This is a genomic window from Micromonospora sp. NBC_01699 (assembly GCF_036250065.1).
GTDB lineage: Bacteria > Actinomycetota > Actinomycetes > Mycobacteriales > Micromonosporaceae > Micromonospora_G.
In genome coordinates, this window is the sequence record NZ_CP109199.1 from 1,500,809 (window position 1) to 1,525,280 (window position 24,472).

General features: G+C 71.5%; 20 protein-coding genes. 15 read left to right on the forward strand and 5 right to left on the reverse strand.

Annotated elements, in window-relative coordinates:
• The first annotated feature begins 89 nt into the window (after positions 1–89).
• Complete coding sequence (locus OG792_RS06800; RefSeq protein WP_329108368.1) at positions 90–728, forward strand: GNAT family N-acetyltransferase; 639 nt, start codon at positions 90–92, stop codon at positions 726–728.
• Between the two features lie 24 nt (positions 729–752).
• Here the strand turns inward: OG792_RS06800 and OG792_RS06805 are convergent, their stop codons facing one another.
• Positions 753–2,021, reverse strand: a complete 1,269-nt coding sequence (locus OG792_RS06805; RefSeq protein ID WP_329108369.1) for an acyltransferase family protein — start codon at positions 2,019–2,021, stop codon at positions 753–755.
• A 164-nt stretch (positions 2,022–2,185) separates the two neighbouring features.
• Here OG792_RS06805 and OG792_RS06810 point away from each other — a divergent pair, with 164 nt between their 5' ends.
• On the forward strand, positions 2,186–3,631 hold the full coding sequence (locus OG792_RS06810) for a glycerophosphodiester phosphodiesterase (protein WP_329108370.1): 1,446 nt from the start codon (positions 2,186–2,188) through the stop codon (positions 3,629–3,631).
• Between the two features lie 163 nt (positions 3,632–3,794).
• Here the strand turns inward: OG792_RS06810 and OG792_RS06815 are convergent, their stop codons facing one another.
• Entirely contained in the window at positions 3,795–4,172 is a 378-nt protein-coding gene (locus OG792_RS06815) for a YraN family protein (RefSeq protein WP_329108371.1), read from the reverse strand.
• Positions 4,173–4,297: 125 nt separating this feature from the next.
• The gene (locus OG792_RS06820; protein WP_329108372.1) at positions 4,298–5,449 is read right to left on the reverse strand and encodes a DUF2332 domain-containing protein; all 1,152 of its coding nucleotides are present in this window, start codon (positions 5,447–5,449) and stop codon (positions 4,298–4,300) included.
• Between the two features lie 334 nt (positions 5,450–5,783).
• Here OG792_RS06820 and OG792_RS06825 point away from each other — a divergent pair, with 334 nt between their 5' ends.
• From OG792_RS06825 to OG792_RS06860, 8 genes are all read left to right on the forward strand, one after another.
• On the forward strand, positions 5,784–7,151 hold the full coding sequence (locus tag OG792_RS06825) for a hypothetical protein (protein ID WP_329108373.1): 1,368 nt from the start codon (positions 5,784–5,786) through the stop codon (positions 7,149–7,151).
• A gap of 378 nt (positions 7,152–7,529) precedes the next feature.
• Positions 7,530–8,378, forward strand: a complete 849-nt coding sequence (gene rpsB, locus OG792_RS06830) for a 30S ribosomal protein S2 (RefSeq protein ID WP_329108374.1) — start codon at positions 7,530–7,532, stop codon at positions 8,376–8,378.
• Between the two features lie 153 nt (positions 8,379–8,531).
• Complete coding sequence (gene tsf, locus OG792_RS06835; protein ID WP_329108375.1) at positions 8,532–9,359, forward strand: translation elongation factor Ts; 828 nt, start codon at positions 8,532–8,534, stop codon at positions 9,357–9,359.
• 166 nt (positions 9,360–9,525) lie between these two features.
• On the forward strand, positions 9,526–10,293 hold the full coding sequence (gene pyrH / locus OG792_RS06840; protein WP_329108376.1) for a UMP kinase: 768 nt from the start codon (positions 9,526–9,528) through the stop codon (positions 10,291–10,293).
• Between the two features lie 139 nt (positions 10,294–10,432).
• Positions 10,433–10,990: a ribosome recycling factor gene (gene frr / locus OG792_RS06845; RefSeq protein ID WP_329108377.1), complete on the forward strand. Its 558-nt coding sequence runs from the start codon at positions 10,433–10,435 to the stop codon at positions 10,988–10,990.
• The gene (locus tag OG792_RS06850; protein WP_329108378.1) at positions 10,990–12,423 is read left to right on the forward strand and encodes a phosphatidate cytidylyltransferase; all 1,434 of its coding nucleotides are present in this window, start codon (positions 10,990–10,992) and stop codon (positions 12,421–12,423) included. Before frr ends, OG792_RS06850 begins: the two co-directional genes overlap by 1 nt.
• 96 nt (positions 12,424–12,519) lie before the next feature.
• Positions 12,520–13,656 (forward strand): 23S rRNA (adenine(2503)-C(2))-methyltransferase RlmN, encoded by a 1,137-nt coding sequence (rlmN, locus tag OG792_RS06855; protein WP_329108379.1) that lies wholly within the window; start codon positions 12,520–12,522, stop codon positions 13,654–13,656.
• 67 nt (positions 13,657–13,723) lie between these two features.
• Complete coding sequence (locus tag OG792_RS06860) at positions 13,724–15,049, forward strand: DivIVA domain-containing protein (RefSeq protein WP_329108380.1); 1,326 nt, start codon at positions 13,724–13,726, stop codon at positions 15,047–15,049.
• Positions 15,050–15,168: 119 nt separating this feature from the next.
• On the opposite strand, the gene OG792_RS06865 is transcribed toward OG792_RS06860, so the two are convergent.
• Entirely contained in the window at positions 15,169–15,390 is a 222-nt protein-coding gene (locus OG792_RS06865) for a DUF2631 domain-containing protein (protein WP_326560373.1), read from the reverse strand.
• 205 nt (positions 15,391–15,595) lie between these two features.
• On the opposite strand from OG792_RS06865, the gene OG792_RS06870 reads away from it, so the two are divergent.
• Entirely contained in the window at positions 15,596–17,176 is a 1,581-nt protein-coding gene (locus OG792_RS06870) for a Rieske 2Fe-2S domain-containing protein (protein ID WP_329108381.1), read from the forward strand.
• Between the two features lie 113 nt (positions 17,177–17,289).
• On the opposite strand, the gene OG792_RS06875 is transcribed toward OG792_RS06870, so the two are convergent.
• Positions 17,290–18,888, reverse strand: coding sequence for a phytoene desaturase family protein (locus tag OG792_RS06875; protein ID WP_329108382.1), 1,599 nt, complete (start codon positions 18,886–18,888; stop codon positions 17,290–17,292).
• Between the two features lie 81 nt (positions 18,889–18,969).
• Between OG792_RS06875 and OG792_RS06880 the strand changes: the two genes are divergently transcribed.
• The 4 genes from OG792_RS06880 (at position 18,970) to OG792_RS06895 (ending at position 24,467) form a co-directional block, all read left to right on the forward strand.
• Positions 18,970–21,180 carry an MMPL family transporter gene (locus OG792_RS06880; protein ID WP_329108383.1) on the forward strand — a complete coding sequence of 737 codons (2,211 nt, stop codon included), beginning with the start codon at positions 18,970–18,972 and terminating at the stop codon, positions 21,178–21,180.
• A gap of 127 nt (positions 21,181–21,307) precedes the next feature.
• Positions 21,308–21,853: a GNAT family N-acetyltransferase gene (locus OG792_RS06885; RefSeq protein ID WP_329108384.1), complete on the forward strand. Its 546-nt coding sequence runs from the start codon at positions 21,308–21,310 to the stop codon at positions 21,851–21,853.
• Positions 21,854–22,005: 152 nt separating this feature from the next.
• Entirely contained in the window at positions 22,006–23,217 is a 1,212-nt protein-coding gene (gene dxr / locus OG792_RS06890) for a 1-deoxy-D-xylulose-5-phosphate reductoisomerase (protein WP_329108385.1), read from the forward strand.
• Positions 23,217–24,467: a M50 family metallopeptidase gene (locus OG792_RS06895; RefSeq protein ID WP_329108386.1), complete on the forward strand. Its 1,251-nt coding sequence runs from the start codon at positions 23,217–23,219 to the stop codon at positions 24,465–24,467. The genes dxr and OG792_RS06895 overlap by 1 nt, the downstream gene beginning before the upstream one ends.
• The last annotated feature ends 5 nt before the right edge of the window (positions 24,468–24,472 follow it).

Sequence of the window (24,472 nt, forward strand, 5' to 3'; positions counted from 1 at the left end):
TTGTCACGGACCGGGCGTCAGGGCCGCCGACGGGGTGTCCATCGTGGGGCGATCCGGGTTTACTTCTCCCAATGCCGGAGGGGGACACCATGTCCGGAAGTCTGACCGTACGGCTGGCCGGGGCGGACGACGCGCCGACGGTCGCGAGCGCGCTCGCGGTGGCGAGCCTGGACGAGGCGGTCCTCGCCTGGGTGGTTCCCGACGAGCGGGCCCGCCGGGATCGGGTCACCTCCGGTGCGGAGCAGACCCTCGCCTGGGTGCACGGGGTGCTCGCCACCGGTGAGGTCCTGGTCGCGCAGGTCGACTCCGGCGTGATCGCCGGGCTGTCCCTGTGGGAGTTCGACAACGGCGATCCCGTCGGCACCGACCCCGCCGAGCTGAGCGCCTTCCTCGCCCGGGCGTACGGCGAGTACGCGCCCCGGATGGCCCTCGTGCACGAGCTGACCCGGCGGCGTCACCCGCGCGGCGAACCGCACTGGTACCTGCAACAGATGGTGGTCGTACCCGATCATCGCGGGCGCGGCCTCGGCGGCGCGATGCTCAGCCACCAGTTGGCGCGGGCCGACGCCGCCGGAGTCGCCGCCTATCTGGAGGCCAGCTCGCCGCGCAACCGCAGGCTGTACGAGCGGCACGGGTTCCGGGCGCTCGGCGGCCCGATTACCCTGCCGGACGGCCCCGGCGTACAGCCCATGTGGCGGCCGGCCGCCACCCCCGCCGAACCGCGGTGACCGGTCGCCCGCCCCGGACGGCCACTACGTCCGGGCCGGCGCGTCGGCCGCCTCGGTCCCGGCCGGGCTGTCGGTCCCGGCTCGGCTGTCCGGCGTGGCTCGGCTGTCCGGCGTGGCTCGGCTGTCGGGCGTGGTCGGGCTGGCGGGCCGGTCGGCCGGGCCGGGCTGACGCGGTACACGGGCCGTCGTCGCTGGTGGTTGTGGCGCCGGCCGCCGCCGGGGTCCGAGCAGGCGCATCATCGGGGTTTCCACGAAGCGGTACAGCAGGCCGGCGAGGACGAGGTTGAGCAGCAGGAACCCGACCGCCGCGGCCGGTCCCCACCAGCCGGGGAAGCCGTTCAGGTGGTCGGTGGCCCGCAGCACGCTGGTGACCACGAACACGTGCACCAGGTAGTAGGCGAAGGAGACCTCGCCGAGCCAGCGCATCGGCCGGGACCGCCACGGCGACCAGGTGCCGCGTACGTCCGCCTCGGCCGCTGCGGCGATCACCAGGATGTACGCGGCGGCGAGCAGTGTCGTCCACAGCTCGGCGCGGATCCACTGGGTGGCGACCACCCAGGTCAGCACGAAGATCAGGGTGGCGATCTTCAGGTTCGGCCCGCGCCACCGGCCGCGCACCATCAGCTCGGCCGCCGCCACGCCCATCCAGAACTCCAGCGAACGTACCAGCGGGAACACCTGGGTGAACCACCAGCGGTCCGGCTCCGGCACCAGCAGCTGCCCCGGCCAGAGGGAGAGGATCAGCAGCGGCATCGCGACGATGATCGTGACCAGTACCCAGGGGCGCAGCCGGCGGATCAGCGGGAGCACCAGGGGCAGGCAGAGGTAGAAGAACAGCTCGCAGGAGAGCGACCAGCTCACCGTGTTGACGCTGTAGAACCAGCCCGGCGTCGGGTTCCACGCCTGCACCAGGAAGAGGTTGGTGAGCGCGACCTTCAGGTTGAACGGGTCCGCCCAGTAGAGCCCGAGCAGCAGCACGGCCGCCCACAGCACCACGTGGTTGGGGAAGATCTTCGCGGCCCGGCGACGCCAGAACCCGACCGGGCTGTCACCGGGTCGGGCCGACCAGACCAGCACGAAACCGCTGAGGATAAAGAAGAACTGGACCCCGGACAGGCCGAGGGTGAACACCTTGCTGACCACGGCGTGGTAGTCGGGCTCGGCGATGACCCGCATCGTCCCGACGTGGAAGCCGAAGACCAGCATGGCGCCGACCCACCGCAGACCGGTCAGTGACGGCAGCCTGCTGAGTGGTCGGTCAGTGGCGGCGGTGGTGGTGGCGGTGGTCGTCATGACGCCCGGCACTCTAACCCGTACGCCGGTGTCGTCGAGCAGCCCGGGTCCGCTTCCGCTGGGGATCGGCCGCTTCGGGGGCGATGAGGCGTACATCCCTGATTTCCGTACTCGTCATTGACATCGGGTGGATTGTTCCCCCGTCCGCCCTACCGTGCCCAGTCATGGTCCTCACTCGATCGGGCCCCGCGCCCGCCCGTGTCACCACCCCCGGCCGGGTCGTCGTCGGCCTGTTGACGCTGGCCGCCTCGGTCGGCACCCTCAGCGCCGTCGACACCGGCACGCCGGCCGCCGCGGCGCCCGGCAGCGTCGTCGTCTCCGCGAACTTCGACACCGGCGGTCTGCCCGCCGGCTGGCGGGCCGTCGACGGTGACTGGACGGTCAAGAACGGCCGACTGTACGGCGCCGCCGGCAGCGGTTCGAAGAAGATCACCTTCGGGCGGCACCTGAACGACTTCCGGCTGGAGGCGACGGTCCGGTTCGAGTCCGTGGCCGAGGCGACCCGATGGACCGCGCTCGGGCTCGACGTACCGGCCGCGGGCACCCCGCCGTGGTGGATCGCGACCCTGCGCAGCGGCAGCACCGCCGCCAACGGGCTGGAGTTCGCCCAGCTCACCACGGCGAACACGTGGAACGTGACGAACACCGCCGCGGCACCCTCGGCGGCCGGCACCGGCCGGGACATCAGCATCGCCGCCGAGGTGCACGGCATCAACGCACGCTGGTTCTTCGCCGGCCGGGAGGTGCTGCGGACCAGTGGTCTCCAGCGTTCGGCCGGCGGAGTGCAGGCGCTGATCGTGAACGGGGCCACCGTGTCGTTCGACAATGTCAGGGTCACCGAGCTGGCGCCGAACCCGTACATCCGGCCGGTCGGTGCGCCGCTGACCGTCATCGCCCACCGGGGCGCCTGCGCCGTCGCGCCGGAGAACACCCTGGTGGCGCAGGACGTCGCCCGGCGCAACGGGGCCGAGTGGATCGAGAACGACGTCCAGCCGAGCAAGGACGGCGTGCCGTTCGTGATGCACGACAGCACGGTCGACCGCACCACCAACGGCACCGGTGCGATTCGCAACCTCACCGCCGCCCAACTCAAGCAACTCGACGCCGGTTCCTGGTTCGGCCCGCAGTTCGCCGGCGTACGGCTGCCGACGCTGGCCGAGCAACTGGTCGACCTGCGCACGCGGGGCGGAAAGCTGCTGCTGGAGATCAAGGGCGCGCACAGCAAAGCCCAGGTCGCCAGGATCATCGACATCATCCGGGCCGAGCAGATGACCGACCGGGTCTTCATCCAGAGCTTCGAGACCAGCGCCCTCACCTACAGCTACCAACTGGCCCCGGAGATCCCGCTCGGCCTGCTGCGCAGCACCCTCGACGCGGACCCGGTGGCGATCGCCCGGCAGTACCACCTGACCGCGTACAACCCGGCGGTGGCGGCGCTGACCGCCCGTCCGGCCGTTATCGCCAACCTGCACACCGCCGGGGTGGCGCTGATGGTCTGGACGGTCGACTCGGCCGGCCAGTGGCAGCAGCTCAAGGGCCTCGGGGTGGACGGGATCATCACCAACCGCTCGCCCGAACTCGTCGACTGGAACGCCGCCAACCCCGGCTGACCAACGCCCCGCCGGAAGGCTGTGCCGCCTCGGTGGGTCGTGCGGCGCGGCGGTGGGTCGTGGCGCGGCGGTGGGTCGTGGCGCGGCGGTGGGTCGTGCGGCGCCGGTGGGCCGTGCCGCTGGTCGGCGTGGCTCACCGGCCGGGGCTTGACCGGCCGGGGGCTCAGAACGCCCCCTTGAGGTGTTCCACCCGCGCCGCCCCGCGCGGTGGCGCGAACACCGAGACCACGTCGAAGCGGACCTCGGCCGGACGGGCCGACGACTGTTCCAGCCACCGCGCGGCCAGCCGCCGCAACCGCCGCGCCTTCGCCGGGACCACCGCCTCGGCGGGTGGGCCGAAGGTGCCGCCGCGCCTGGTCTTCACCTCGCAGAACGCGAGTACGGCACCGTCCCAGGCGATGATGTCGATCTCCCCGGCCGGACCGTGCCCGCCGGCCGGCGTACGCCAGTTCCGGTCCACCACCCGCAGACCGCTCGCCACCAGGTGCCGTACGGCACAGCGCTCGCCGTACGCGCCGACCGCTTTCCGTTCCAGCGTCATCCGTCGAGGGTGACCGGACCGGCCGTACGGCGCTGCCGTCGACCGGGAGGCTGTGGACGAGGCGACGCCCTGTGGACGGCCGGACGATCAAGCCACTGCTGTGCTATGCGCCCGACCGCCGCCGGTCAGGCCGAAGGCGGCGCGTACGCGTACGTCATGGGGTGCCATTCCAACCAGTCGCCGTGCCCGCCGGTGCGGCCCAGGACCTCGACGCCGGCCCGGCCGTCCCGCCAGGCGACCACGGTGAGCAGCGCGGCGGCGAGCACCCCGGGCGGCCCGGCCGCCGCCGGTCGCCGGTCGAGGAACAGTTCGGCACCGGCCGCCGACGCCTCGTTGAGCACCACCGTCAGGTCCCGCCGGGCACCGACCTCGGCCAGGATCGCGGCCAGCCGCAGCCGGTCGGCCCGGTCGAGATAGGTCAGCGCCATCGAGGCGAAGACCACCGGCACCGTGTCGTCCGGCACCTGCTCCAGCAGCGTGGGCAGGGTCGCCACGATGTCCCCGGCGACCAGTCGCGGCCGGACCAGGGCCACCTCGGCGAGCGCGGCTTCCAACCGGGCCAGCCGTTCGGTCTGCTCCGGCCAGACGCAGGCCCGCAACCAGTCGGTGGCCTGCGGGTCGGCGGCATCGATCGGGGCGAGGTCGATGCCCACCCGGTCGGCGATGGTCAGCTCGGCGGCGGCCGGTTCGGGCCAACCGGGGCCGTGCAGGCCGACGGTCATGGTCAGCGCCTCCGGGACCCCGGTCGGTCCGTACGTCTCGGTGCGGCCGTCCGGTCCGACGTACCGGCAGGCGTACCGGTCGCTGATCAGCAGCAGGCCGGCGCTGGTGCCGAGCTCGACCAGGTGCAGTGGGCGGCCCTCGGCGTACCCGGTCGCCCGACCGAAACCGGCCCGCAGCACCGCACCCCGGCGGGCCTCGTTGGTCTGGGTGGTCCTGCTGCCACACAACCCGGTCAGTTCGTCCCGGTACGCACCGACCAGGTCGGCGAACGCGACGCCCAACCCGTCGTCGACTCCCCGGCCACCACCGAGGGTCGGCAGGTACGCCGCCAGCGGATGTCCCGCCGCGGTGGTCCGGAGCAGATACTGCACGGCGGCGAAGTAGAGGATCGCCCGCCGTTGGCCGGGGCCGGCGGCGCGCAGCGGCCCGGACAGGTCGGACCGATCGGCGAGCAGTTCGGACAGATACTCGTACCGGGGCGAGACACCGCGGAACTCGTGCCGGGCGAAGCGACGGAACATCTCCGCCAGGGCGAACTCCTCGGTAACCGTCATACCGGTGATGGTCCGCCCACGGAGCGGTACGCGCAGCGACCTCCGTCACGTGCGGAAGCGGCGGCTCGGCCCGCCCCGGCGGCCGGTCCGCCGCCACCCGCCCCGACGCGTTTCCGAGAACCGCCCCGGCACGGACAAGAGGAATCGCCGTGGGCCGGATAGCGGGCCGGATAGGAGGAATCGTCGTGGGCCGGGTAGCGGGCCGGGTAGCCGGAATCACCGCAGGCCGGATAAAAAGCGGCGCGTCGGCCGGAACGCAAAAGCCGGCGACAAGCCGGGCATCAAGGTCATCTAATTGGCGCCGGCTCGGGCGGGTCGTTTACGGTGCCCGTTCGTGGACGGACAACGTAACTTCCCCGAGGACCAGGAGCAGCCGCGCTGGTACGCCGGCGAGCGCGGATATCCCGAGTCGGACTGGCGGACCGCCGCCGAGGCGCGCTACCCGGCGGACGGCTACCCGGCCGCCGAGTCGCGTGCGGGCTCGCCCGGGGAGGGCCGGTACGCCGCCGCCACCACCGACCCGCTGACCGACCGCTACCCGGCCGAGGCGGACCGTTATCCCGTCGGCTCCACCCGCCGCTCCGCCGACAACGACCGGTTCGGTGCCGGTCCGGACCGGCACGCTTCCAGCGTCGCTGCCGGCTCGGACCGGCACTCCGCCAACGTCGACTCCGACCGGTTCGGTGCCGGTTCGGACCGGCTCATTGTCGACGTCGACTCCGACCGGGACCGTTATCCGGGCGGCGCGGACCGGTTCACCGCCGACACCGACCGGTTCACCGGGGAGTCGGACCGGTTCCGTGCCGAGCCGGACCGGTTCCGCAACGAGCCGGACCGGTACGCCCCCGTCGACCGGTACGCCGACCCGCTCGACCTGGGCCGCGACCCGCTCGAAGCGGTCCGGGTACGGCCGGACACCGTGCCCGCCCCCACCGACCGGGCCGACCGGGAGGCGGGCGAGCCGGGCCGGAGCGGCCCGGATGCTCCGACCAGCCGGGGTGAGAGCGTCGGCCGGGGTGAGAGCGTCGGCCGGGGTGAGAGCGTCGGCCGGGGTGAGGGCACTGGCCGGGGTGAGAGTGTCGGCCGATCGGCCGACGCGTTGCTCGACGGTGGGCGGGGCGCGACCGAGCCGGCCCGAGCCACGGCCGGAGTGGACCGATCGCCGCTGTCCGGCTATCCGATCGTCACCGCCGGCCGGACCGCCCAGCAGTCCCCGCCGGTGGAGCCGGCCGCCGGCGCACTGCACCTGCCGACCGGGCCGATGGTCATGATCCCGGTCCAGCCCGGTGACCTTCCGCCGGTGGCGGAGTTCCCGCCCGTCGTCGAGCCCAGCGGCCTGTACGGCGAGCCGGCCGACGGTCCGCGCCGGATCGGCGCCGGCGGCGGACTCTCCGGTGACGGGGTGTACCGGACCCGTCGCCCGGCCGTCGCGCTGCTCCTTGCCGTACTCGTGGTGATCTTCGAGGTGCCGGCGCTGCGGATCCTGGTGGACGGGGCACTGGGCGGGCCGGTATCGCCCGGCGGGGTCATCTCCGGCACATTCTTCGCGTTCGGTCTGCCGGCGTTCGCCACCGGCCTGTACGCGCTGCTGACCGGCGGGGCGGCGATCGGTGATCCGGCCAGGGTGTGGCTGCGCCCGCCCACCGCCTACCTGACCATCGGCCTGGTCCTGTTCGTCGCCGCCGCGCTCGCCGCCGGCTGACCGGTCGGTGCCGGCTGACCGGCTCGCCGCCGGCTGACCGGTAGGTGCCGGCCGCGAACCGGCCGGCCGCGAACCGAACATGACGTGCCGGCTCGTCACCGGCGCTCTCGCCGTCACCGGCGTCACCGGCGTCACCGGTGTCACCGCGACCGTCCCGCTTGCCGGGCTTGTGCGGAGGCGGGGGGCGTGGGGCGTACACTTGGCAATTGGCGACCGCCCGTGCGGTCGACCTCGCGCGCCCTTTCCACGGTTGCCCGTGGGACGACGGCCCCCTGGTCCCGATCTTGATTGGGCCCACCATGGCCGCCGACCAGGTGCCAGGACGCCAGGCCGACCGGCCCGGCGTGACAACCAGGGACATTGAAGGAGCACCCCACCATGGCTGTAGTGACCATGCGTCAGCTGCTGGAAAGTGGCGTCCACTTCGGGCACCAGACCCGCCGCTGGAACCCGAAGATGAAGCGCTTCATTTTCACCGAGCGCAACGGCATCTACATCATCGACCTGCGCCAGACGCTCGAATACATCGAGACGGCGTACGAGTACGTGCGCCGGACCGTCGCCGAGGGCGGCAGCATCCTGTTCGTCGGCACCAAGAAGCAGGCCCAGGAGGCGATCGCCGAGCAGGCGACCCGGGTCGGCCAGCCGTACGTCAACCACCGCTGGCTCGGTGGCATGCTGACCAACTTCCAGACGGTCTACAAGCGGTTGCAGCGGATGAAGGAGCTGGAGGCGCTGGGTGACCTGTCCGGCACCGCCGCGGGTTATACCAAGAAGGAGACCCTGCAACTCTCCCGGGAGAAGATCAAGCTCACCCGGACGCTGGGTGGTCTGCGGGACATGACGAAGGTTCCCGCCGCGATCTGGGTCGTCGACACCAAGAAGGAACACATCGCCGTCGACGAGGCCCGCAAGCTGGGCATCCCGGTGATCGCGGTGCTCGACACCAACTGTGACCCGGACGAGGTCGACTTCCCGATCCCGGGCAACGACGACGCGATCCGTTCCGCCGAGCTGCTCACCCGCGTCATCGCGGCCGCGGTCGGCGACGGTCTGATCGCCCGTTCGGGCAAGCACCGTGGCAACGACGAGAAGCCGGAGCCGGGTGTGGTGGCCGCCGACGAGCCGCTCGCCGAGTGGGAGCGGGAACTGATCGAGGACACCGAGAAGAAGGCCGACGACTCGGAGCCGAAGGCCGCCGAGCCGGCTGCCGCTGCCGCTGAGTGACCTGCCGCCCGGGTCGGCCGGCCGCACACCGCGGCCGGCTGGCCCGAGCGCGCGCCGGCTGGCCCAGGCGCTGACGCGGACACCGCGCGCCCGGATCCGGGTTATCCCTCTAGTAGATCATCAATCGCTGTCCCAAACATCGAAGAGAGAGTCATGTCAGACTTCACCGCTGCGGATGTCAAGCGGCTCCGCGACCTGACCGGCGCCGGCATGATGGACTCCAAGAAGGCGCTCACCGAGGCTGAGGGCGACTTCGACAAGGCCATCGAGCTGCTGCGTATCAAGGGCGCCAAGGACGTCGGCAAGCGGGCCGGACGTACCGCCGCGAACGGCCTGGTCGCGCACTCCGGCAAGGCGCTGCTCGAACTCAACTGCGAGACCGACTTCGTCGCCAAGACCGAGGACTTCATCGCCCTGGCGCAGCAGCTCGTCGAGCACGGCGTGCAGTCGGGCGTGACCGACGCCGAGGGTCTGCTCGCCTCGACGCTCGACGGCCGTAACGTCGCCGACCTGATCCAGGAGCAGTCGGCGAAGATCGGCGAGAAGCTGGTGCTGAACCGCTTCGCCGTACTCGACGGCACGGTCGCGGTCTACCTGCACCGCAAGGCGCAGGATCTGCCGCCGGCGGTGGGGGTGCTGGTCGAGTACACCGGCAAGTCGGACGAGGCGGCCGACGCGGACGCGCGCGGCGCGGCGATGCAGATCGCGGCGATGCGGCCGAATTTCGTCACCCGCGACGAGGTGCCGGCCGAGACGGTCGAGTCGGAGCGGCGGATCGCCGAGCAGACCGCCCGCGAGGAGGGCAAGCCGGAGGCCGCCCTGTCGAAGATCGTCGAGGGCCGGGTGAACGGCTTCTTCAAGGACTTCGTCCTGGTCGAGCAGCCGTCCGTGACCGACAACAAGAAGACGGTGAAGCAGGTGCTCGCTGAGGCCGGCATCACCGTCACCCGCTTCGTCCGGTTCGAGGTCGGCCAGGCCTGAGCGGATCCCACCGCCGGTTCGGGCCGGTGACGGGACTGAGACAAACCACGGGGAGGCCGCCGGTGTACATGACAGGCACCGCGGCCTCCTCGTCACATAGGGTCGGCAGCGGCAGGTGCGGCGACGGGGCAGCGGGCGGGATGTCCGCGGAAGAGAGGCGGGTCGGATGACGCAGGTGGTTAGTGACCGGACCATGGCGGCGGACGACCCCACGGCGCCACCGCCCGGCCGGGCCCGTCGGGTGGTGCTCAAGCTTTCCGGCGAGGTCTTCGGCGGCGGGGCGATCGGGGTCGACCCCGACGTGGTCCAGGCCATCGCCCGGCAGATCGCGACCGTCGTACGGCGTGGGGTGCAGGTCTCCGTGGTGGTCGGCGGTGGGAACTTCTTCCGCGGCGCCGAGTTGCAGAAGCGGGGGATGGACCGGGCACGGGCCGACTACATGGGCATGCTCGGTACGGTGATGAACTGCCTCGCGTTGCAGGACTTCCTGGAGAAGGAGGGCATCGAGACGCGGGTGCAGAGCGCGATCACGATGGCCCAGGTGGCCGAGCCGTACATTCCGCTGCGGGCGATCCGGCACCTGGAAAAGGGCCGCGTGGTGATCTTCGGCGCGGGCGCCGGGATGCCGTACTTCTCGACCGACACCGTCGCCGCCCAGCGGGCGCTGGAGATTCGTGCCGACGTGGTGTTGATGAGCAAGAACGGGGTGGACGGGGTCTATTCCGCCGACCCGCGTACCGACCCGACGGCCAGCAAGTTCGACAAGATCACTTTCTCCGAGGTGTTACGGCGCGGGCTGCGGGTCGCCGACGCCGCCGCGTTCAGCCTCTGTGAGGAGAACGGCCTGCCGATGCTGGTCTTCGGCGCCGAGGGCGACGACACCATCATCCGCGCCGTCGGCGGCGACCGGATCGGGACCTTGATCACGGCGTGAGCCGGGACCATTGAGCAGAGCACGGCGTGAGTCGGGACCATCGAACAGGACACGGCGTGAGCCGGGACCGCGGGCAAGGGCCCGGCCGATGCCGGGAACGACACGACTAACGACTTAGTAGAGGGAGGCGAGGGAGCAGGTGATCGACGACACTCTCCTTGAGTCCGAGGAAAAGATGGAACGTGCGGTCGAGCACGCCAAGGAGGAGTTCGGTGCCATCCGCACCGGGCGCGCCACTCCGGCCATGTTCTCCAAGATCATCATCGACTACTACGGTACCCCGACGCCGTTGACCCAGATGGCCTCGGTCGGCGTACCGGAGCCGCGGATGGCGATCATCAAGCCGTACGACGCGTCGCAGCTCCAGGCGATGGAGAAGGCGATCCGCGACTCCGACCTCGGCGTCAACCCCGGCAACGAGGGCAACCAGCTCCGCATCCTGCTGCCGCAGATGACCGAGGAGCGGCGCCGGGAAATGATCAAGGTGGTGCGGAACAAGGCCGAGGAGGCCAAGGTGGCGATCCGCAACATCCGCCGCCGTGGCAAGGAGGAGTTTGACCGGATCGTCAAGGACGGCGAGGCGGGTGAGGACGAGGGGCGCCGCGCCGAGAAGGAGCTGGACGACCTCACCCAGAAGTACTCGACCCACGTCGACGAACTGGTCAAGCACAAGGAAGCCGAGCTGCTAGAGGTCTGATGTCCTACCTCGACCCCAGCGGCAGCGCCGACCCCCAGGGCCGGCAGCGCCAGGACGGAACAGCCGGCCCGTACTGGCCGGATGCTCCCGAGGAGCCTCGACTTCGGGCGCGGCACCCCGGTGTCGCGCCCGAGGCCGTTGCCGATCCGCCGGGCTATGCGCCCGTGTCCGGGTACCGGCACGGCGACGCGCCGGCCCGCCGGGACGGTTACGCCGGCCCGTACGCCGGTGCGGATCGGCCGGACGCGCACCCGTACCGGCCGGCGGATCCCGGTGGCGGCTTTCCGGGCGGCGACGACCGGGCCGACGCGGGCCCGAACGGGCTCACCGACCCGATCGGCTGGGCTCCGATCCGTGGCCTCGACCAGCAGGATCTGGTCGCCCCACCGGGCCACCCCAACCAGCCCGGCGACGAGTACCGCGATCCCCGGCAGTTCCGGCCGGAGCAGGTCGAGCACGGCTGGACCCGGCCCGAGCACGTCGAGCCCGGCCCGGTCGGTTCGGTCGGCCCGGCCGAGGATCCGCCGGGGCCCGAGCCGGAGGAGGAGCCGGACGGCCCGCGTCCCCGTACCGGGCGCCGTCGAGCCGGCCGGGGACGGCCCGCCACCCTGCCGGCGAACAGCCGGGCCGGGCGCAACCTGCCGGCGGCGATCGGCGTCGGACTCGGCCTGGGCGCGGCGGTGGTGGTACCGCTCGTCGTGTTCCCGCTCGCGTTCCTCGCGGTGGTCGCGGGCGCCGTCGGGGTCGGCATCTGGGAGATGACCCAGGCCGTACGCCGCAGCGGCGCGCAGCCGCCGTTGGTGCCGCTGCTGGTCGGTGGCGTGCTGATGGTGGGACTGGCCTGGTTCGCGGGCCCGGACGCGCTCAGCCTCGGGCTGCTGGTGACCGTGCTGGCGACCCTGGTGTGGCGGCTCGGTGACGGACCGGCGGGCTTCCAACGGGACCTTACCGCCGCCACGCTGATCGCCGTGTACGTGCCGTTCCTGGGCGGCTTCGCCGCGCTGCTCGCCGCCGAGCCCACCGACGGGCCACTGCGGGTGGTGGTGACGATCGTCGGGGTGGTGCTCTCCGACACCGGCGGGTACGCCGCCGGGGTGATGTTCGGCAAGCACCCGATGGCTCCCTCGGTCAGCCCGAAGAAGTCCTGGGAGGGCTTTGCCGGGTCGGTACTGGCGGCGGCCGGGGGCAGTGCCCTGCTGCTCGCGCTCCTGTTCGACGTGAACCCGCTCTGGGGGGCCGTCTTCGGGGTGGCGGTGTCGGGAGCGGCGGTTCTCGGGGACCTGGCCGAATCGATGATCAAGAGGGATCTCGGCGTCAAGGACATGAGCAATCTGCTGCCCGGACACGGTGGTCTGATGGATCGGCTGGACTCGGTGCTGTTCGCCGTACCGGTCGCCTATCTGCTGCTGGCGTTCCTGGTGCCGGTCGGCTGAGATGTCACCACGTCCGCGACCCGATCTGGATCACGTACCGGTTCGGACCCCTCGGCCAGGTGCGTGTTTCCGTCGGCGTGGGAGACTGGACAAGCCATGACGAGCCTGCCCATGATCCCGATCAGTCCGGACGCGCCGACCGCGGCCGTGAAGTCCGCCCGCGCGGCGATGCCTCCGCGCCATCTCGCCGACCTCGCCCTGCCCGATCGGCAGGCGCTGGTCGCGGAGTTGGGCGAGCCCGCGTTCCGCGCCAAGCAGGTCTCCACCCACTACTTCGGCCGGCTGGTACGCGACCCGGCGCAGATGACGGATCTGCCGGCGGCCACCCGCGACCGGCTGGCCGAGGCGCTGCTGCCCACCCTGCTGACCCCGGTCCGCGAGCTGGCCTGCGACGACGGTGCGACCCGCAAGGCGCTCTGGCGGCTGCACGACGGCTCGATGGTCGAGAGCGTGCTGATGGGTTATCCCGACCGGATCACCGTCTGCATCTCCAGCCAGGCCGGGTGTGGGATGGCCTGCCCGTTCTGCGCCACCGGTCAGGCCGGTCTGACCCGGAACCTGTCCACTGCCGAGATCGTCGACCAGGCGGTGTACCTCGCCGGTGTGGCCGCGTCCGGTGCGGTCGCCGGCTCGCCGCCACGGTTGTCGCACGTGGTGTTCATGGGCATGGGTGAGCCGCTGGCCAACTACTCCCGGGTCATTGCCGCCGTGCGTCGGCTGTGCGCCCCCGCGCCCGAGGGGCTCGGCCTGTCCCAGCGCCACATCACCGTTTCCACCGTCGGTCTGGTGCCGGCCATCCGCCGGCTGACCGGCGAGGACCTGGCGGTGACCCTTGCGCTGTCGCTGCACGCGCCCGATGATGATCTGCGCGACGAACTCGTACCGGTCAACCAGCGGTGGAAGGTCGCCGAGGTGCTGGATGCGGCATGGGACTACGTCGACCGCACGGGGCGTCGCGTTTCCATCGAGTACGCAATGATCAAAGATGTGAACGACCAGCCGTGGCGTGCCGACCTGCTTGGCCGGCTGTTGGCCGGACGGCTGGCACACGTGAATCTCATTCCGCTCAACCCGACGCCGGGCAGCCGCTGGGACGCCAGCCCGAAGCCGGTGGAGCGGGAGTTCGTCCGACGGTTGCGTGAGGCCGGGGTGTCGACCACGGTCCGTGACACCCGCGGACGGGAGATCGACGGGGCATGTGGGCAGCTGGCCGCGGCCGAGGTGGCCACGTGACTGGGCACCGCGGATGGGCCGGCCGGCGCAGTGGGCTGCGTGATGAGCGATCGAAGCAGGAGACATAGTGGCGAGTCAGGGTCAACGCTTCCGGCGTAAGGCGCTCCGGCGGGGCTACAAGGTCGACGAGGTGGACACGTTCCTGGACCGGGTCGAGGCCACGCTCGCCGGTTCGCAGTCGGGCGCGCCCGTCGCCTCCCAGGAGGTCCACGACGTCGTGTTCCGGGTCCGTTTCGGCGGCTACGACGAGTGGCAGGTCGACCTGCATCTCGACCGGGTCGAGCGCCAGCTCGCCGAGCTGGAGGAGCGCGGCGGCGGCAGCCGGGGAGCCGATTCCCGCCTGCCGGCCCGGATGGGCCCGCCCGACCGGATGGGTGCCCCTGACCGGATGGGTCCTCCCGGTGGTCCGATGGGCCAGCCCGACCGAATGGGCCCCGGCGGCCCGATGGGTCCGTCCGATCGCATGGGCCCGCCGGACCGGATGGGTCCTCCCGGTGGTCCGATGGGCCAGCCCGACCGAATGGGCCCCGGCGGCCCGATGGGTCCGCCCGACCGCATGGGCCCGCCCGATCGCATGGGCCCGCCGGACCGGATGGGTCCTCCCGGTGGTCCGATGGGCCAGCCCGACCGAATGGGGCCGGGTGGCCCGATGGGTCCGCCCGACCGCATGGGTCCGCCGATGCGGGACGACCGGGCGCTGCCTCCGGGCGCGCCGTCGCTGCCGCAGCGATCGATGCCGGCCCAGGCAGGTCCGCCGGACCCGTACGGGCGGTACGACGAGCCCACCGGCATGTTCGGCGGCGGCGGTCACGACGCCCCGCCCCGAGGCGGTTACGACAATCCGCGTGGACCCGGCGGCCCGCCGCCCGGCGCTCGTGGCCCGGCCGGCCCGCCCGGCTTCGGCCCGTCGCCCGAGGACCGTTTCGACGGTTTCGAGTCGGGACGGCACGGTAAGACGGACATGACCGCCGAGATCCGGATGCCCGACCGCGACCTGCGCGGACGCGGCCCCGGCCCCGGCATGCCGCCTGCGGGCGGCCCCCCACCGATCCCCGGCCCCCCGATGGGTGGCCCTCCGATGGGCGGTCCGCCGGTCGGTGGCCCCCCGGTCGGTGGCCCGCCGCCGATGCCCGGCGGCCCCGGCGGCGACATGCAGCGGGTCGACAACATCCGTCGCGGTTTCCAGGTCCGCCGCTTCGGCAGCGGCTACGACCCGGAGCAGGTGGACCGGCTGTTCGACGGGATCCTGAGCGGCATGTCCGGGCGGGGACCGATGCCGGTCAACCCGGCCGAACTCGACCTGATGAAGTTCGGTCTGGTACCCGGCGGCTACTTCGAGGCCGAGGTCGACGCCGCGCTCAAGGAGGTGCAGGACATCCTGCGCCGGCGCTGAGCCGCCATGATCGTCCGGGAAACCGGGCAGAACGTGAAATCAGGCCCGTCCCCGTCCGGGGCGGGCCTGATTTCGTACGTTGCCGGCGCGCTGTGCCCGACCCCGGCCGTAGCCGAGGATCAGGAGCGCAGGCCGTTGCGGCGCAGTACGGTGTCGCCGATGACGATCAGCAGCAGCCCGGCCGCGATGCCGATCAGCCAGATGTCCTCGGTCGCGCCCTCGTGGTTACCGACCAGCATGGCCAGCAGAGCCGCCGCGGAGACGACAGCGCCGATCCGGCCTGCCCTGCGGTGCCCCGGCTTGTGCTGGTCGGGCGACGTTACCGGCTCGCTTCCTGCCACGTTCGGTCCTTCCCCTCACGATCGAATCTCCGGTTCAGTCTGGCACGCCGGTCACCGGCGACGCCGGAGGGTCTCCACGCTGCTGTGCGGCAGCCAACCTGGCGTCGCGGGTTGGCCCCCGTACTCGCTCCGGTAGCGTTTGGGCGTACGACATGTTTCTCGGTAGTTGGGCGTACGGGATGTTTCTCGGTAGGAGGAGTGCGCGGTGCGAGTGACCGGTACGGGACACGCCAGTATGCGGATCGACACGGGTGCGGGCAGCATCCTGTGCGACCCGTGGGTCAACCCGGCCTACTTCGCCTCGTGGTTCCCATTCCCGGACAATTCACAGTTGGACTGGGAATCCCTCGGACAGGTCGACTATCTCTACGTCTCGCACCTGCACCGGGACCACTTCGACGCGACGCACCTGAAGCGCTTCGTCTCGAAGAAGGCGACCGTGCTGCTGCCCGCGTACCCGACCTCGGAGCTGGAGGACGAGCTGCGCGAGCTGGGCTTCACCAGCTTCCTGCGTACCACCAGCAACGAGGTGGTGGAGCTCGACGGCGGGCTCAAGGTGATGATCCAGGCGTTGACCAGCCCGACCGACGGCCCGATCGGTGACTCGTCACTCTGGGTCGAGTACGACGGCATCCGGCTGCTCAACCAGAACGACGCCCGCCCGAGCGACCTGGACATCTTCCGCGAGCTGGGTCACGTACACGCGCAGATGATCCAGTTCTCCGGCGCTATCTGGTACCCGATGGTCTACGAGCTGCCGACCGCGGCGAAGACGGCGTTCGGCAAGCAGAAGCGCGACCGTCAGATGGACCGTACGATCCGCTACATCGACGACCTGAAGGCGTCCTGGGTCTTCCCGATCGCCGGGCCGCCGTGCTTCCTCGACGACGACCTGTGGCAGTTCAACGACATCCACGGCGACGAGGGCAACATCTTCCCCGACCAGCAGGTCTTCCTCGACCACTACAGCGGCCTCGGTTACGACAACGGGGTCATCCTGCTGCCCGGCAGCGTCTCCGAGGTGACCGCCGAGACCTGCGAAACCAGCCACCCGGTTGCCGACGTCCGGGAGTTCTTCGACAACAAGGAAGAACACCTGCGCGAGTACCAGGCCCGGCAGCGGCCGGTGATCGAGGCGGCCAAGGCGAGCTGGCGACACCCGGAGGTCGACGTCCTCGGCGAGATGAAGCGCCGGATCGAGCCGCTGCTGGACGAGTCCGTCTACCTGGCCAAGGGCGTCGGTGGGCCGATCCGGTTCGACCTGGTCGGCTACGACGGCGAGTCGGTCGAGTCGATCGTGGTGGACTTCCCGGGCAAGGAGGTGCGGGCCGCCGCCGACGAGAAGGTCCGCTACCGGTTCCGTACCGAGCGGGCGCTGATCGAGCAGCTGCTGCACTCCGGCGAGGTCGACTGGGTGAACTCGCTCTTCCTGTCCTGCCGGTTCTCGGCCGCCAGGATCGGCCAGTACAACGAATTCGTGTACGCCTTCTTCAAGTGCCTCTCCGAGGAGCGCCTCCAGTACGCCGAAGGCTGGTACGCCGAGCAGCGCCCGGACGCCGAGGACATCCAGCTCGGCGACTGGGTGGTGCAGCGGCGCTGCCCGCACCTGAAGGCCGACCTGACCCGGTTCGGCATCATCGACGGCGACCAGCTCACCTGCCAACTCCACGGCTGGCGCTTCGACCTGCCGAGCGGCCGCTGCCTGACCAGTGTCGGCCATGAGATCCGCGCCCACCGCGCCGGCACCGAGGCCCCCGTCCCCGCCGAAGCAACCACCGTCGACTGACTCGCGCCACCGGTAACGCCTGTTGCAGAGCAAAAGTGGTTGTCCGCCGGGCGGATAGCCACTCTTGCTCTGCGTGAGTGCCCCCAGATGAAGCGGGGGTGGGCGGAGCGGGGTCAGCGGTTGAGGTCGGTGAGGATTCGGCGGGCGGCGTTGTGGCCGGCGGCGCCGATGACGCTGCCGGCCGGGTGGCAGCCGGCGCTGCCGGCGTACAGGCCGTCGATGCCGGTGGCGTACGGCATCCGGTCGGCGAACGCGACGGTGTTGTCGACGTGGTGGATGTGCCCGCCGGTGATGCCGAAGTGCGCCTCGATGCCGGGCGGGGGCAGCGGTACCGCGTCGGCGACCAGGTCGGCGGCACCGGGGGCGTACCGCTCGCAGATCGCCAGCAGCTTGTCCACATAGGACGGAAGGGCTTCGGCCCAGGTGGTGCCGGTCAGCTCGTACGGGACCGACTGGACGAACAGCGCCGACGAGTGGTGCCCCGCCTCGTCGCGCAGGGACGGGTCGACGGTGGTGTGCAGGTACCACTCGATGGTCGGCTCCTCCGGCAGCCGTCCGGCCCGCACGTCGGCCCACATCGCGCGCAGCGCCGTCATCGGCGACTCGCCGGCCGCCCCGTCGAGCAGGGAGGCCGAGCCCGGCAGCAGGTGGATGGTCGAGCCGAACGGGCTCGGCGCGTCCGCCGGCAGGCAGGAGAACCGTGGCAGCCCGGACAGCGCCAGGTTCAGCTTCAGCGTGGTGCCGGTACGGCGTACCGCCGCCATCCGCTCGCCGAGCGGGGCCGGCAACGCTCCGTCGGGCAGCAGGTCGATCAGGCGGTACGGGTCGCAGGCGCCGAGCACCACCTCGGCGTCGACCTCGCGTCCGTCGGCGAGCACCACGCCGCTGGCCGTACCGCCGGTGAGGGTGACCGCGCTGACCGGCGTACCGGTGAAGATCTTGGCCCCGGCGGCGCGGGCGGCTTCGGCGAACGTCCGTGAGACGGTGCCCATGCCGCCCTCGGCGATCATCCAGGTGCCGTCGGCGCCGGGCAGCCGGCACATGTTGTGCGCCAGGAAGTTGTGCCCGGTGCCGGGGTCGTCCGGACCGGCGTTCAGCCCGGAGAGCCCGTCGGTGACCGCGTACATGGAGACCAGCAGCTCGGAGCGGAACTCGAACCGGGCCAGATAGTCGGCGACCGAGCCGGTGACCAGGTCGATGAAGGCGTCGCGCAGCGCCGGCCGGATGTAACGCTCGGCGGTCTGCGCGACCGGCAGCGGCTCGGCCAGCCAGGCCGGCGCGAGATCGTCGCGCAGCGCGGCCAGTTCGGCCTGCATGGCGTCGTCGGCGGCCACGTCGGCCGGGGAGAACACCGACGCCATCTGCGCCCTGGTCGCCGCCCGGTCGCCGCCGAAGAGCAGGTACGGCGAGCCGAGGCCGCCCGGCGTCGGCAGGAAGTAGTGCGGATCGCGGCGCAGCACCGGGATCTTCACGTCCAGCAGCGCGATCAGCTCCGGTGGCATCAGCCCGAGCAGGTACGACCCGGTCGAGTGACGCAGTCCCGGCACCTTCGGGAACGGCTGCTCGGTGCGGGTGGCGCCGCCGAGCGTCGCGGACGCCTCCAGCACCACCACGTCGAGACCGGCGCGGGCCAGCAGCACGGCGGAGACCAGCCCGTTGTGACCCGATCCGATGATCACCACGTCGGCCCGCCGGGGCAGCTCTGCGCTCATGCCAGGGGAGCCTAGTGCGGATCGGGCCCCGTCGGGAGGGTCCTAGGCTGAACCCCGGATCTTGGTATGGAGGGATGTCTGATGTTCGGCTGGTGGGGTGCGGCGGTTGTCCGGTTCCGGTGGGCGGTGCTCGGCGCCGGGCTGGCCCTGGTCGTGCTCGGCGCGACCTGGGGGACCGGTCTGCTCGGCTCGCTGACCGGCGGCGGCTTCGACGATCCCGCCAGCGAGTCCAGCCGGACCCAGCAGCGGATAGTCGCCGAGCTGGGCGAGCAGGGCGCCGACGTGCTGGTGCTCTATTCCACCGACACCACGACAGTGGACCGGCCGGCGGTCCGGGAGCCGGTCACCGCGACCCTGGAGCGGCTGCGGCAGCGGCCCGAGGTGGTCAGCGTGACCGACTGGTACTCGACCGGGGCCCCGGCCCTGCTCTCCACCGACCGGCGGGCCACCTACGCCCTGGTGAAACTGCGGGCCGACGGCGAGGACGGCAAGACCGCGGCCTTCGAACGGCTGCGACCGGGCCTGGCCGCGCCCGGCGTACGGACGGAGATCGGCGGAACCGTTCCGTTCCTGGTCACCGCGAATCGGCAGACCACCGAGGACATCACCCGCGCCGAGACGCTCTCGCTGCCGGTCCTGCTGGTGCTGCTCATCCTGATCTTCGGTGGGCTGGTCGCGGCGGCCACCCCGCTGCTGATCGGCGGGCTGGCGATCCTCGGCGCCTTCGTCGCGGTACGGCTGCTGCACCTGGTGACCGAGGTGTCGGTCTTCGCCGTCAACATCATCACGCTGATCGGGCTCGGCATGGCGATCGACTACGCGCTGTTCCTGGTCAGCCGGTTCCGCGAGGAACTGGCCGCCGGGCACGACACCCCGGTCGCGGTCGCGCGGGTGATGGACACCGCCGGCCGTACGGTGCTGGTGTCGGGGTTGACCATCGCGTTGGCGCTGGCCAGCCTGCTGATCTTCCCGCAGGTGTTCCTCCGCTCGATGGGGCTGGGCGGGGTGGCGGCGGTCCTGGTCGCCATGCTCGCCGCGCTGACCGTACTGCCGGCGCTGCTCGCCGTACTCGGGCACCGGATCAACGCGCTGCGGGTGCCACTGCCCGGCGCCCGCCGCCGCGCCGCCCGAGCGGCGGCTGCTGCTGCCGGCGGGGCGGTTCGGGGTGGCGGGGCGGCGCGCGGCAGGGGGACGGCCGGGGGTGGTTGGGAGCGGTTGGCGCGGAGTGTGATGCGGCGGCCGCTGCCGTACCTGGTCGGGGTGCTGGTGGTGCTCGCGGTGCTGGCCACCCCGTTCACCCGGATCGAGTTCGGCGGGTTCGACGAGCGGGTGCTGCCGGCCGACGCGCAGCCACGGGTGGTGATCGAGCGGATCGGGGCCGAGTTCCCCGGCGGCAACCCGAACCCGATCGACGTGCTGGTGTCGGGTGCGCCCGTCGAGGTGGCCGGGCGGTTCGCCGACCAGGTCGGGCGGGTGCCCGGCGTCACCGGCGTACGGGTGGCGGCCAGTCGGGGCGAACACACCCTGCTCTCGGTCACCTACCGGGGCGAACCGACCGGGGAAACCGCCCAGGCGGCCGTACGCGAACTGCGCCGGCTGCCTGCGCCGGCGCCCGGCGCCGAGGTACTCGTCGGTGGGCGCCCGGCGGCCGACGCCGACCTGCTGCACAGCCTCGGCACCAGACTGCCCTGGATGGCGCTGATCATGGCGACGGCAACCCTGGTGCTGCTCTTCCTCGCCTTCGGCTCGGTGGTGCTGCCGATCAAGGCGGTGCTGATGAACCTGGTATCGATCGGCGCCTCGTTCGGCGTGGTCGTCTGGATTTTTCAGGAGGGGCATCTCGCGAATCTGCTCGACTTCACCCCGACCGGCTTCATCGAGCCGAGCAATCCGATCCTGATGCTCGCCGTACTGTTCGGGCTCGCCACCGACTACGAGGTCTTCCTGCTCTCCCGCGTACGGGAGGAGTGGGGCCGGACCGGGGACAACACCGCCGCCGTCGCCACCGGACTGCAACACACCGGGCGGATCATCACCGCGGCGGCGCTGCTGCTGGTCGTGGTGGTGGCCGGCTTCGCCACCGGCGGCACCACCTTCATCAAGCTGATCGGGGTCGGCATGATCGTCGCGATAGTGGTGGACGCGACCCTGGTCCGGGCGCTGCTGGTGCCGGCGACGATGCGCCTGCTCGGCCGCTGGAACTGGTGGGCCCCCGCCCCGCTGGCCCGCTTCCACCGCCGCTTCGGCCTGCGCGAGTCCGGCCCCGCCCAACCGGGGCGGATCCCTTCATGATCCTGGAGAGTCCGGCTCCGCCCGACCACGGTGGATCCCCTCGTGATCCTGGAGAGTTCGGCTCGCTCCGGCCGGCCGGACTCTTCGTGATCACGAGAGGCGCCGGGTTGGTTTAGGCTCACGGGCCATGACGGTGTTCGAGACTGAGCGGTTGGTCGTGCGGGACTGGACCGAGGAGCCGGGCGACCTGGCCCGGATCTTCGAGATCTACTCCCTGGTGGAGGTCACCCGCTGGCTCGGAGCATCGCCGTTGCTCCCGCTCACCGATCCGGCCGGGGCACCGGCCGTGGTGCGACGCTGGCACGCCCGGCACGCCGAGCACGGCGGTCGCTACGGCATCTGGGCGATCCAGCGCCGAGACACCGCCCAGGTCGTCGGTACGGTGCTGCTCAAGCCGCTACCCGGGCTCGACGGGTCGACCGCCACCTCGGACATCGAGGTCGGCTGGCACCTGCACCCGGACTCGCACGGACACGGCTTCGCCACCGAGGCGGGGCGGGCCGCGGTCGAACACGGGTTCGCCGTTGGGGCATCCGAGATCTACGCGGTGGTGTCGCCGGGAAACACCGCCTCGATGGCGGTCGCCCGCCGGCTGGGCATGACGCCGATCGGCCGGCGGACCGACTGGTACGGCGGCGAGGAACTGGAAGCCTTCGTCCTGCCCCGCCCCTGAACCCGACTCGTCCATCCGCCCCTGAACGCGACTCGTCCATCCACCCCTGGACGAGGTCGTCCCGCGCCCTCGGATCTTGGTGGTTGGGCAGGTCATCGGCGGGGGTGAGGCTCGGTGTCCGGTAGTTGGCGTGGTTCAGGGAGAATGTCCGGGTGAGCGTTCCCCGTGACATCGTGCTGCTCGGCTCGACCGGGTCGATCGGCACCCAGGCCATCGACATCGTTCGCCGCAATCCGGACCGCTTCCGGGTGGTCGCCCTCGGTGCCGGCGGCGGCAACGTGGCGGAACTCGCCGCCCAGGCGCTGGAGTTCGGGGTCGAGGCGGTCGGGGTGGCCAAGGCGTCGGCCGCCCAGGACCTGCAACTCGCCTTCTACGCCGAGGCCGCCAAGCGCGGCTATCCGAGCGGTGGTTTCCGCATCCCCAAGATCCTCGCCGGCCCGTCGGCGATGACCGAGCTGGCGCAGTGGCCGGCCGACGCCGTACTCAACGGGGTGGTCGGCTCGCTCGGCCTGGCACCCACCCTGGCCGCGCTGCGCGCCGGCCGTACGCTGCTGCTGGCCAACAAGGAGTCGCTGGTGGCGGGCGGCTCGATCGTACGGAGTGCGGTGCAGCGGCCGGGCCAGATCGTGCCGGTCGACTCGGAGCACTCGGCGCTGGCCCAGTGCCTGCGCGCAGGTTCCCGGTCCGAGGTGCGCCGGCTGGTGCTCACCGCCAGCGGTGGCCCGTTCCGGGGCCGGCGGCGGGCCGAGCTGACCGGGGTCACGCCCGAGCAGGCGCTGGCCCACCCGACCTGGAACATGGGGCCGGTCGTCACGATCAACAGCGCCACGCTGGTGAACAAGGCGCTTGAGGTGATCGAGGCGCACGAGCTGTTCGACGTGCCGTACGCCGACATCGAGGTGATGGTGCACCCGCAGTCGGTGATCCACTCGATGGTCGAGTTCGTCGACGGCTCGACCATCGCCCAGGCCAGCCCGCCGGACATGCGGCTGCCGATCGCGCTCGCCCTCGGCTGGCCGGACCGGGTGCCCGACGCCGCCGCCGCGGTGGACTGGACCGCCGCGCACCGCTGGGACTTCGAGCCGCTGGACGACGCCGCGTTCCCGGCGGTCCGGCTGGCGAAGCAGGCCGGAGAGACCGGCCGGGGCAGACCGGCCATCTACAACGCCGCCAACGAGGAGTGTGTCGCCGCGTTCGTGGCGGGTCGGTTACCGTTCCTCGGCATCGTCGACACGTTGGAGCGGGTCCTGGAGGCGGCTCCGGAACTGGCCGAACCGGGTAACGTCGAGGAGGTGCTCGCGGCGGAGAGCTGGGCCCGCGAGCACGCTCAGAAGATCATCGAGATGTCGGTGAAGGGAGCTTGATGCTGTACCTGCTCGGGGTTGTGGTGGTTGCCCTGGGGATTCTCATCTCGGTGAGCTTGCACGAGGCCGGACACATGATCACGGCCAAGGGCTTCGGGATGAAGGTCACCCGCTACTTCGTGGGCTTCGGCCCGACCGTCTGGTCCTTCCGCCGGGGCGAGACCGAGTACGGACTCAAGGCGATCCCGCTCGGCGGTTTCTGCAAGATCGTCGGAATGACCCCGCAGGACGACGACGTCGACCCGGCCGACGAGCCACGGGCGATGTGGCGGTTCCCGGTGTGGAAGCGCACGATCGTGATGTCGGCGGGTTCGATCACCCACTTCCTGCTCGCGATCGTGGCGCTCTGGTTCGCGGCGGTCTTCATGGGCCTGCCCAACCCCGACTTCCCGACCACCGAGGAACAGGCCCGGCAGCAGCCGGCCGTGATCGCCCTGGCCGACTGCGTAGTGGTGGAGAACGTGCAGCGTGCCTGCACCCCGACCGACCCGCCGAGCCCGGCCGCGCAGGCGCAGCTCCGTACCGGCGACCGGATCACCGCGGTCAACGGCACCGCCGTCTCCACCTGGGGCGACGTGCTCGACGTGGTCCGGCGTACGCCCGTCGACGCGCCAGCGAAGGTCGACTTCCTGCGGGACGGCGCCAGCCAGCAGGCCGAGGTGAAGCTCGCCTCGGTGCAGCGCCCACCGCTCGGTGACGCCGCCGGACCGGTCTCCCCGGTCTCCGCGCTCGGCGTCGGACTCAGCATCCAGACCCCCGGCATGATCACCTACAGCCCGATCGACGCCTTTGGCGCGACCGCCGACTACACCGGTGAGATGGCGGTCGGCACGGTGCAGGCGTTGCAGCGGATTCCGGAGAAGGTCCCGGCGCTGTGGAACGCGATCACCGGTGGCGAGCGGGACGCGGACACGCCGATCAGCGTGGTCGGGGCGAGCCGACTCGGTGGCGAGGCGGTCGCCAACGACGCCTGGGAGGTGCTCGTCCTGGTGTTCATCTCGCTGAACTTCTTCGTCGGCATCTTCAACCTGCTGCCGCTGCTGCCGCTGGACGGCGGCCACATCGCCATCGCCTGGTTTGAGCGGGTCCGTACCTGGATCTTCGCCCGGTTGGGGCGTCCCGATCCGGGGCGCGTCGACTACCTTAAGTTGATGCCCGTAACGTACGTGGTGATTCTGATCGGTGGCGCGTTCACGCTCCTCACCGTCACCGCGGACGTGGTAAATCCGATCACGCTCTTTTCAAGGTGAGGGTC

Coding starts and splice junctions, on each gene's coding strand:
- OG792_RS06875 (WP_329108382.1), bottom strand. CDS start 18,888: ATGAGCGCAGAGCTGCCCCGGCGGGCCGACGTGGTGATCATCGGATCG.
- rpsB (WP_329108374.1), top strand. CDS start 7,530: ATGGCTGTAGTGACCATGCGTCAGCTGCTGGAAAGTGGCGTCCACTTC.
- tsf (WP_329108375.1), top strand. CDS start 8,532: ATGTCAGACTTCACCGCTGCGGATGTCAAGCGGCTCCGCGACCTGACC.
- OG792_RS06805 (WP_329108369.1), bottom strand. CDS start 2,021: ATGACGACCACCGCCACCACCACCGCCGCCACTGACCGACCACTCAGC.
- rlmN (WP_329108379.1), top strand. CDS start 12,520: ATGACGAGCCTGCCCATGATCCCGATCAGTCCGGACGCGCCGACCGCG.
- OG792_RS06850 (WP_329108378.1), top strand. CDS start 10,990: ATGTCCTACCTCGACCCCAGCGGCAGCGCCGACCCCCAGGGCCGGCAG.
- OG792_RS06885 (WP_329108384.1), top strand. CDS start 21,308: ATGACGGTGTTCGAGACTGAGCGGTTGGTCGTGCGGGACTGGACCGAG.
- OG792_RS06815 (WP_329108371.1), bottom strand. CDS start 4,172: ATGACGCTGGAACGGAAAGCGGTCGGCGCGTACGGCGAGCGCTGTGCC.
- OG792_RS06880 (WP_329108383.1), top strand. CDS start 18,970: ATGTTCGGCTGGTGGGGTGCGGCGGTTGTCCGGTTCCGGTGGGCGGTG.
- OG792_RS06820 (WP_329108372.1), bottom strand. CDS start 5,449: ATGACGGTTACCGAGGAGTTCGCCCTGGCGGAGATGTTCCGTCGCTTC.
- pyrH (WP_329108376.1), top strand. CDS start 9,526: ATGACGCAGGTGGTTAGTGACCGGACCATGGCGGCGGACGACCCCACG.
- OG792_RS06800 (WP_329108368.1), top strand. CDS start 90: ATGTCCGGAAGTCTGACCGTACGGCTGGCCGGGGCGGACGACGCGCCG.
- OG792_RS06895 (WP_329108386.1), top strand. CDS start 23,217: ATGCTGTACCTGCTCGGGGTTGTGGTGGTTGCCCTGGGGATTCTCATC.
- OG792_RS06810 (WP_329108370.1), top strand. CDS start 2,186: ATGGTCCTCACTCGATCGGGCCCCGCGCCCGCCCGTGTCACCACCCCC.